Origin of the sequence: Sphingobium sp. (genome assembly GCF_032153725.1) — a bacterium.
Taxonomy (GTDB): domain Bacteria; phylum Pseudomonadota; class Alphaproteobacteria; order Sphingomonadales; family Sphingomonadaceae; genus Sphingobium.
The window spans coordinates 67,323-76,526 of record NZ_JALDYQ010000014.1; the positions used below are offsets into that span (position 1 = coordinate 67,323).

Annotated in this window: 9 protein-coding genes; 3 read left to right on the top strand and 6 right to left on the bottom strand. The window is 63.1% G+C overall.

Going from position 1 to position 9,204, the window contains the following annotated elements:
• Positions 1-166: 166 nt before the first annotated feature.
• From RUH75_RS07075 to RUH75_RS07085, 3 genes are all read right to left on the bottom strand, one after another.
• Entirely contained in the window at positions 167-637 is a 471-nt protein-coding gene (locus RUH75_RS07075) for an RcnB family protein (RefSeq protein WP_313803596.1), read from the bottom strand.
• Positions 638-812: 175 nt separating this feature from the next.
• Positions 813-1,490 carry a 2OG-Fe(II) oxygenase gene (locus tag RUH75_RS07080; protein ID WP_313803598.1) on the bottom strand — a complete coding sequence of 226 codons (678 nt, stop codon included), beginning with the start codon at positions 1,488-1,490 and terminating at the stop codon, positions 813-815.
• Positions 1,491-1,661: 171 nt separating this feature from the next.
• Positions 1,662-2,528: an RcnB family protein gene (locus tag RUH75_RS07085; RefSeq protein ID WP_313803600.1), complete on the bottom strand. Its 867-nt coding sequence runs from the start codon at positions 2,526-2,528 to the stop codon at positions 1,662-1,664.
• A gap of 307 nt (positions 2,529-2,835) precedes the next feature.
• Between RUH75_RS07085 and RUH75_RS07090 the strand changes: the two genes are divergently transcribed.
• Positions 2,836-3,645: a class III extradiol ring-cleavage dioxygenase gene (locus tag RUH75_RS07090; protein ID WP_313803602.1), complete on the top strand. Its 810-nt coding sequence runs from the start codon at positions 2,836-2,838 to the stop codon at positions 3,643-3,645.
• 142 nt (positions 3,646-3,787) lie between these two features.
• On the opposite strand, the gene RUH75_RS07095 is transcribed toward RUH75_RS07090, so the two are convergent.
• The 3 genes from RUH75_RS07095 to RUH75_RS07105 all read right to left on the bottom strand — a co-directional run bounded on the left by RUH75_RS07095 (position 3,788) and on the right by RUH75_RS07105 (position 6,154).
• Positions 3,788-4,324: a (2Fe-2S)-binding protein gene (locus RUH75_RS07095; RefSeq protein ID WP_313803604.1), complete on the bottom strand. Its 537-nt coding sequence runs from the start codon at positions 4,322-4,324 to the stop codon at positions 3,788-3,790.
• Positions 4,321-4,797 carry a DUF2721 domain-containing protein gene (locus RUH75_RS07100; RefSeq protein WP_313803607.1) on the bottom strand — a complete coding sequence of 159 codons (477 nt, stop codon included), beginning with the start codon at positions 4,795-4,797 and terminating at the stop codon, positions 4,321-4,323. Before RUH75_RS07100 ends, RUH75_RS07095 begins: the two co-directional genes overlap by 4 nt.
• Before the next feature lie 148 nt (positions 4,798-4,945).
• Positions 4,946-6,154 (bottom strand): LL-diaminopimelate aminotransferase, encoded by a 1,209-nt coding sequence (locus RUH75_RS07105; protein WP_313803610.1) that lies wholly within the window; start codon positions 6,152-6,154, stop codon positions 4,946-4,948.
• Positions 6,155-6,294: 140 nt separating this feature from the next.
• Here RUH75_RS07105 and RUH75_RS07110 point away from each other — a divergent pair, with 140 nt between their 5' ends.
• Both RUH75_RS07110 and RUH75_RS07115 read left to right on the top strand, forming a co-directional pair.
• Complete coding sequence (locus tag RUH75_RS07110) at positions 6,295-8,034, top strand: class I poly(R)-hydroxyalkanoic acid synthase (protein ID WP_313803631.1); 1,740 nt, start codon at positions 6,295-6,297, stop codon at positions 8,032-8,034.
• Between the two features lie 143 nt (positions 8,035-8,177).
• A complete protein-coding gene (locus tag RUH75_RS07115; RefSeq protein ID WP_313803634.1) occupies positions 8,178-9,044 on the top strand; it encodes a phasin family protein in 867 nt (288 codons plus the stop codon).
• The last annotated feature ends 160 nt before the right edge of the window (positions 9,045-9,204 follow it).

Genomic DNA, 9,204 nt, shown 5'->3' on the forward strand with positions numbered 1-9,204 from the left:
CCCCCTTTCGGACTGATGGTGCGCTTCGCGCGCCATCGGCCGCGCCCGCCCGGAAACGAGCGGCGCGGCCAAGGGGCGTCAAATCTGGACTGCACGCGCCATAGCGCAAAAGGAAACGGCCCCTTGCACTTGCGCAGGGGCCGTTTCGTTTCAGATGCGGCTGGGCTTACCAGAAGAAGCCGCGATGGACCTCCATCACCCGGCCGGTACGGACATTGACCAGCAGCACGTCATTATAGTGCCTCACCCATTGCAGATTGGCGCCGGGGCGGGGCAGGCGATAGCGAGCGGGGTCGGAGACATAATAGCGCGGCCCATAATAAGCGGGGCGTAGCCGCGCGCCCGCTTCCCAGCGATTATAGCGGAAGGGCGCCCGCCAGTTGCCGCCGCGATAGACGTCGCGGTGGGACCTGCGATAATCGCGCCAGTCCTCGCGCATTTCCTGCCGCGCCTCGCGCACGTCCCGGCGTTGCTCGCGGACATCGTGCCGCGTGCCATGGCGTTCCGCCTCGCGCAGTTCGCGCTGTTCCTGCCGCAGGTCGCGGGCGCTGTCGCGCACCTCGCCGCGGGACTGGGCCATGGCGGCACCCGGAATGACAGTGGCGGCCATCAGGCCCAAGATGATCAGTTTACGCATATCATGTCTCCCATAGCCTGGCGGCTGATGTCCGGCAGGAAGAGGAAACTTTTCCCCCGCCCCGCCGGTTCCGCCGACCACGAGGACAGATATGGACCCCGCTGCCTGAACCTGTCGGGAATGAAACGGTCAGGAATCAGTCATTTATGTCGCATTTTGTATCAGGAAGGCGCGTTCAGGGCCTCCATGGCCGTTCCCGGAACCATTTGGTGACGACATATTTGGCGCCTTTTTCCACCGGCCGCGCGGCGTGCAGGCTGAAGCTGTTGGGCGATCCGTTCCGCTCCATATTGTTCCACATCAGCAACATGCCCTCGACTGGCGGCACCATGAATTCGCAATGCGGGAAATGCGTTTCCCCGCCCGTCTCCACAGGGGAGAGATAGATCATCGCGGTCCAGCTCCGCTGTCCTCCGGTCTTCAGCATCGCCGGCCAGTAACTGGCGGTCACCGGGAAATAGTCGCAATGCGCCTTATATTCCTGGCCCTGCTCGTAGCGCTGTCCCTGCAACGTTTCTCCATGCTCGCTCGCCAACCCCATCAGCGCGCAGATACGGTCGCTGATCGCGCCTGTCAGCGGTTCCCAGGGGCTGAGATTGCAGCTCGCGCTGGTGCGGTAATCGGCATTGGCGCTGCCCGAAAACAGCGTCGATGGTTGCGCGCCCGCATCGATCAGCGCGCGCAGCCCTGCGCATTCCCGCGCGCTCAGAAATTCCTGCCGCCCATAGATTTCCAGATGCGGCGTATCGATCCGGCTCACCAGCGGATTGCGGTCCAGCCGCGTCCGCACCGTCTCCCCGATTTGCGCCCGGACAACCGAGGCGACCCCGCCATCGTCAACAATCTCGCTCATGCGTCCTCCTGCCACCGCGCGCCATCCCCACGCAAATGAAAAGGGCCCGGAGCATTTGGCTCCGGGCCCAGTTGTCGATGGTCGCATCGTCAAGGCAAAAAACCGGTCCCGACTTTTTGCACGATGCTTCCGGGTTCCTGAAGGCCAGTTCAGGAGAGCGGTCTTCCGGCCTTACCAGAAGAAATCGTGGATCACGTCGACCACATAGCCGTCGCGGATATCGACCAGCAGCGCGTCGTCATAATAGCGGACCCAGCGCAACGTGCCGTAAGCGGGCGGCAAGCGGTAATTATAAGGATCGTCAATCCAGTAGCTGTTCGAATAGAGCAGGCTGTTCAGGAAAATCCCGATCGAAAAGCGCGAATAGCCATAGCTCCATCCGCGCGGTGCATAATAGCGCCCCATCCGGTAGCGATCGCCATAGCGCGACCGATAGCTCGACCAGTCATAACGCCGGTCGTTGCGCCAGCCGCTGTCCCAGCGCCGCTGCCCTTCCCAACGGGTGCGGTCGTTATAGCGCCGTTCGGTGTTCCAGCCCGGATTGCCGCTATTCCTGCGCCGGTCGTCATTGCTCCAGCGCCGGTCGTCGCGCCGATCCCAATCGCGCCGGTCATCTCCGCGCCGATTGTCCTGCCAACCCTGACGGTTGTCGTTGCGGTCGTCGCCGCGGGGCGTCGTGACGAAGCGCTGTTCGCCGCGGTTCCAGCGCGTTACCGTGTCCTGGCCACGCTGTTCCTGCCGCCGGTCGTTGCCGCGCCATTGCCGTTCCGGCTGGGGCTGTGCCACCTGTGCCGGGCGCTCCGCCTGCCGTTGTTCCCAACGTTGTGCCGGCTGCTGCTGCCTCTCGCCGCCCTGACGCTGCGCTCGGCCGCCGTCTTGACCTTGGCCGCCGCCGCGGCCGCCTTCCGGCCGTCCCGATCGTTCGCCGCCACGGCCTCGCCAGCCGCCATTATCGTCGCCGCGCTGGGCGTAGGCCGGGGCGATGCCGCCCAGTACCGTTGCGGCCATCAACCCCGCCAGCATCATTTTCCTCAACATGCCATTTGCCTTCATTTTCACGGGGCCTGATGCCCCTCATAATCCGTTTTTAAGACTCGGGCGATGTCGAGATGCTGAACTCATCTGTCAGCGATTTGAAAGAATCCTGGGTTCGCCTTATGAACAACCTGGTACGGTCGCCGCAAACATATCCGTTTCGCAACGCGCCTTGCGGCGCCACCCTGGGCAGGCGATTGCGCCGGTGGGGCGCGGAAGACTGACCCTCTCTCCACCGCGCTTCGGCCGAAACAATCCGTTTCCACCCCTTTTATTGCACCCGGCGCCCATTCCCCCGATCTAGCCGGGCATGAAACAACCGGCCCTCTTCATCCCCCATGGCGGCGGTCCCTGCTTCTTCATGGACCCCAGCGATCCCGACCGCCCGCATAGCGACCCGATGTGGCACCGGATGCAGGCCTATCTGACCGACCTCATCACCACGCTCCCGGAACGCCCCAGAGCGATTCTCCTCATTTCCGGCCATTGGGAAGAGAACCACTTCACCCTCCATGCGGGCGAGCGGCCCGGCCTGCTGTTCGACTATCATGGCTTCCCCCCGCATTGCTACACGCTGCGCTGGGACGCTCCCGGAGCGCCCACGCTCGCCAGACGCGCCGCGCGCCTGCTGGAACAGGCCGGCTTCCCTGCCGCCATGGAGGAGGAGAGGGGCTGGGACCATGGCGTCTTCATCCCCATGAAGGTCGCGCTGCCCGATGCCGACATCCCCGTCGCCCAACTCTCGCTTCGCAGCGACCTCGATCCTGAGGCGCATATCGTCGCCGGCCGCGCCCTCGCGCCGCTGCGCGACGAAGGCGTCCTCATCATCGGATCGGGCATGAGCTTCCATAATCTGCGCGTGCGCGGCTTGCAGGCCCTCGCGCCATCAAGGCTCTGGGACGATGCCCTAACCCAAGCCGTCACCGATCCCGATCCGGCCAGCCGCGCCCGGCGCGTCGCAGCTTGGGCCAAGCTTCCCAACGCTCATTTCGCCCATCCGCGCGAGGAGCATCTTCTTCCCCTGATGGTCGCCCTGGGCGCAGGCGGAGGGGACGCGGCGACGCGCGATCATGGCAGTACCGTGCTGGGCTGGGCGGTGTCGGGCTATCGTTTCGGCTAGGGTCATTCCGGTTCAGATTGAACCGGAATGACCCTGGTTATTCTTGTTTCCCGTGATTTTCTGAGCCGCCCTATGATGGGCGTCGCCGAACTGGCGTTTCCATCCGGTCCGCAATCACCCCACGGCTGAATATCGATCGGCCTTAAGGCTTCCGAAGCGCCGGAACCACTTTCGCCGCCTCGCCGGGGGTAATCCCCGAGGGCGGCACGGCATTCACCACCTCCTCGCCGCGCATCACCCTGCCGGCCCGCTGGATCGCCCCGCGCAATCGGGGATAGATGCCGCAGCGGCAGATATTGGTGAGGGCGGCGTCGATTTCCTCGTCGCTTGGGTCTGCGGTTCGCCGCAACAGCGCCGCAGCCGTCATGATCACGCCGGGGATGCAATAACCGCATTGCGACACGTTTTCCGCCGCGAACACCTGTTGCAGCGGATGCCCGCGATCGGGCGACAGCCCCTCGATAGTGGTGACGAACTTTCCCTCTGTGGCTGCGATCGTCACCTGACAGGATCGCACGGCTTCTCCGTCGATATCCACCGTGCAGGCGCCGCAATCCCCGGTGCCGCAGCCATATTTGGTCCCGGTCAGATTGGACGCATCCCTGAGCGCCCAGAGCAGCGGCGTGGCCGGGTCCATCCGATATTGCACCGGATGATCGTTGACCGTGAATTTCGTCATCCCGCGCTTTCTTCCTCCACCTTGTGATAGAGTACTTCATTGCGGATGTGGATGGTCCGCGATGCCAGCCGGATCTCCTGAATGAACGTACCGAAGGCGGCTGCCTGCAACACCATTGCCAGGCTGAACAGAATGGCGATCGGCGTCCCCAGATGCACCCCCAACAGATTGGCGGCGAACAGCAGGATGACCACCAGGCAGACCGCGCAGGCCGACGCCACCGACAGGAAGATCGTGCCATTGACGACGCTCATCCGCCGGTCGAGCACGCGGATCTCGCTCACCATCCGGTCATGTTCTTTGCCGCGGGAGGACAAAATCTTTTCCTCCACGACGCGCGCCCGGTCGATGATCCGGGCCAGCCGGCCGACGCAGACGTTCAGGAACGCCCCGATGCCCGCCAGCAGGAAGACCGGCGCCAGCGCCAGCTGAATCGTCTGCGCGACCTGGGAAACCTGTGGAAGTGCAATCATGTCCGCGTTTTCATCTCCATGCCGCAAAGCAGCGCAGGGCGAAGCAAATGGCAAGGCCTCAAATGCCGGGGCGGATCGAAAAAGAAGGACGCCGCAGCCCATCGGCAGCAGCGCCCTTCCCATGATCGATCACCCCTGGAGCAGCGGTTCAGGCAGCGCCCTTGGCCGGCGTGTTGACGCCCATGGATTTCAGATATTGCTTGATGTTGCGGGCCGCCTGCCGCAGCCGCTGCTCATTCTCCACCATGGCGATGCGGACATAGCCCTCGCCATCCTCGCCATAGCCGACGCCCGGCGCGACGGCGACCTTGGCATGGGTCAACAGCTGTTTGGAGAATTCCAGGCTTCCCATGTCCTTGAGCGCGGGCGGCAGCGGCGCCCAGGCGAACATCGATGCCTTGGGCGCGGGAATGTCCCATCCGGCGCGGCCGAATGCCTCCACCATCACGTCGCGGCGCTTGTGATAGAGTTCGCGGTTCTTCTGCACGATATCCTGCGGCCCGTTCAGTGCCGCGCAGGCCGCCGCCTGAATCGGGGTGAACGCGCCATAATCGAGATAGGACTTCACCCGTTTCAACGCCGCGATCAGCTGCCTGTTGCCGACCGCGAAGCCAATGCGCCAGCCCGCCATCGAATAGGTCTTCGAAAGCGAGGTGAACTCCACCGCCACATCCTTGGCGCCCGGCACCTGAAGGATGGAGGGCGTCGGATTGCCGTCATAATAAAGCTCGGAATAGGCAAGGTCGGACAGTACCCAGACCTTGTTCTCCTTCGCCCAGGCGACCAGCCGCTCATAGAAGGCGAGGTCGACCGTCTCTGCGGTCGGATTGCTGGGATAGCCCACGACAAGGATCGATGGGCGCGGCACGGTGAAGGCCATCGCCCGTTCCAGCGACTGCCAATAATGCTCGTCCGGCGTCGTCGGCACGGAACGGATGGTCGCGCCCGCGATGATGAAGCCGAACATATGGATCGGATAGCTGGGGTTGGGCGCCAGCACGACATCGCCCGGCGCGGTGATCGCGGTGGCCAGGCTGGCGAGGCCCTCCTTCGACCCCATGGTGACGACGACTTCGCTCTCCGGGTCCAGATCGACCCCGAAGCGGCGGCCATAATAGTTCGCTTGCGCGCGGCGCAGCCCGGGAATGCCCATTGACTGGGAATAGCCGTGCGCGCTCGGTTTCTGCGCTACTTCGCACAGCTTGGCGATGACATGGTCGGGCGGCGGCAGGTCGGGATTGCCCATCCCCAGGTCGATAATGTCCTCCCCCGCGGCTCGCGCGGCGGCCCGCATCGCATTCACTTCAGCGATGACATAGGGCGGCAGACGCTTCATGCGGTAAAATTCTTCGGACATTTGGGGCTTTCCTGAAAGCTCGCTGTAAGGAATAGTGCGTGACGCGCATTCATCGTGTCACATTCCGGCTATAACCCGCCCGATAGCGACACGCCAGAGAAAGCGGCGGACCGGACCATGCCAGGAGGACGAAGGTGGCCATGAAAGCACAGGATGCCCTGGAACCCCGCCTCCCCACCTTGCAGGAAATGCAGCAATGGACGCAGGTGCTGGGCCGCGCGCAGCAATTGCTGCTGGAACAGGCGGCGGGTGCGGCAGGGCGGACATTGCCCTTCGATCCGGCTGCCGTGTCCCGCATTCAGAGCAGTTTCGTCGATGAAGGCCTGGCGCTGTGGCAGCGTTTCCTTGATTCGGGCGGCCTGCTGCGCGACCAGCCCGAACCGCCGCCGCCCGGCAGCCCCGCCGCCGCCCGGGACCGCCGCTTTGCCGATCCGGCCTGGACGGAGCATCCCTTTTACGACCTGATCCGCCAGAGCTATTTATTGCTGTCCGACTATCTGATGCGGATGGCCGATGCGGTCGATGGCGTGGACCCCAAGCAGAAGGCCAAGCTGCGCTTCGCCACCACCGGTATGCTGGATGCGATGGCGCCCAGCAATTTCCCGCTGACCAACCCCATGGTCATGCAGAAGACGATCCAGAGCGGTGGGGAGAATCTGGTGAAGGGCCTCCAGCATATGCTGGCCGACATGGAAAAGGGCCAGCTCACCCATACCGACGGCACGAAATTCGAGGTGGGCCGCAACATCGCCTCGACCCCTGGCAAGGTGATCAAGGAAACCCCGCTCTACCAGCTGATCCACTATGCGCCGACGACCGAAACGGTGCTGGAAACCCCGCTGCTGATCTTCCCGCCTTGGATCAACCGCTTCTACATTCTCGACCTGGCGCCGGAAAAGAGCTTCGTCAAATGGGCGGTGGATCAGGGATTGAGCGTGTTCCTGGTGTCGTGGAAGTCGGCCGACGCATCGATGAAGGATCTGATCTGGGACGATTATATCGAAAGGGGCCAGATCGACGCGATCGATACGGTGCGCGATCTGCTCAAGGTGCCGAACGTCCACGCCATCGGCTATTGCGTCGCGGGCACCACGCTCGCGGCCACGCTGGCGCTGCTGGCGGCGCGGGGTGAGGGAAAGAAGGTCGCCAGCGCCACCTTCTTCACCGCGCAGGTGGATTTCAGTCAGGCCGGTGACCTCAGCCTGTTCGTCGATGACGAGCAGATGAAGATGGTGGAGCAACTCTCCTCCGGCGGGTTCCTCGATGGGCGCTATATGGCCGCGACCTTCAACCTGCTGCGCGGGCGTGACCTGATCTGGAACTATGTGGTCAATAATTATCTGCTGGGGCAGGATTATCCGCCCTTCGACCTGCTCTACTGGAATGGCGACACCACCAATCTGCCGGCGCGCTGGCACAAGGATTATCTGATCCAGCTCTATCGCGACAATCTGCTGGTGCAGCCGGGCGCGATCAGCGTCGCGGGCACGCCGATCGACCTCCGCCAGATCAGGACGCCCGCCTATGTGCAGGCGGGGCGGGAGGATCATATCGCCCCGCTGGAAAGCGTGTGGAAGCTGACCGAGCATCTCTCCGGGCCGATCCGCTTTCTGCTTGCCGGGTCGGGGCATATTGCGGGCGTGGTCAATCCGCCCGCCGCTGGCAAATATCAATATTGGGCCTGCGACGAATCGCAGCCGACCCTGGATGCCTTTCTTGCGCGAGCGAAGGAGACGAAGGGCAGCTGGTGGCCCGACTGGATCGAATGGATTCGCGATCTCAACCCCGCCACCGTGCCTGTCAAAGGGGCGCGCCAACCCGGCAAGGGCAGACTCAAGACGATTGAGGACGCGCCGGGCCGTTACGTAAAAACGCGCTGATACATGACTTTGCAGGGTGTTTGCGACGGACCGTCTTCACCTCGCGACGAGCTGTTCATTTCAATTTTGCTGCACTGCACAAAGGCGCTTGCAATCCATCTGAAAACCTCATATTGTGCACTGCAACAAATGGAGGTTGGTCCATGGCCGTTACCCCAAAGCCAGTGCGTAAGAAGCCGATAGTCAAGAAGGCAACACCGACCCTGTCGGCCAGCGAGGCGCTGAAAGCCGCGGAAGCGGCGATTGCAACGCCCCAGCCGGTCGCGAAGAAACCGGTGCCGCCCAAAGCCAGGCCGGAACCGGCAGCCAAGGCTGATCCGGTCGCGGTGATCGCGGCGACGACCGCCGTTGATGCAGCGCCAGAACCGGAGCCTGTCAAGGAAACCATCCCTGAACCGGCACCCGTTACTGCGGCGCCGAAGGTGGAAACACCCGTGATTGAACCGGTGGCCAAGGTGGCGCCTCCGGAGCCCAAGGAAGTCAAGAGCCTGCCGAAGGCCGGGCCGTTAGAGCCCACATTGCTGCCCGCCACAGAAGGAACAAAGATGATGAACGACGTGATCGAAACCGGAAAGAAGTTCGCTGAGGAAACCAAGGCCAAGCTCGAAACGGTCTATGCCGACCTGAACGAGAAGGCGAAGGTCAGCGTCGAGAAGTCGACCAAGGCAATCGAGGAATTCAGCGACATCGCCAAGGGCAATGTCGAAGCGCTGGTCGAATCCGGCAAGATTGCGGCCAAGGGCTTTGAAACCCTGGGTCAGGAAGCCGTCGATTACAGCAAGAAGAGCTTCGAAAAGGCGACTGCCTCGTTCAAGAGCTTCTCGACCGTGAAGACCCCGACCGAATTCTTCCAGCTTCAGAGCCAGCTTTTCTCGGCCAGCTTTGATGAATTCACCAAGGAAGCCGCCAAGAGCAGCGAAGCGCTGATCAAGCTGGCCGGCGACGTGGCTTCGCCGCTGACCGCCCGCGTGACCGTGGTGACCGACAAGGTGAAGGCGCTTGCGGCTTGACCGGCTATGAGGTGAAGGCGCTTGCGGCTTGACCGGCTATGAGGTGAAGGCGCTTGCGGCTTGACCGGCTATGAGGTGAAGGCGCTTGCGGCTTGACCGGCTATGAGGTGAAGGCGCTTGCGGCTTGACCGGCTATGAGGTGAAGGCGCTTGCGGCTTGA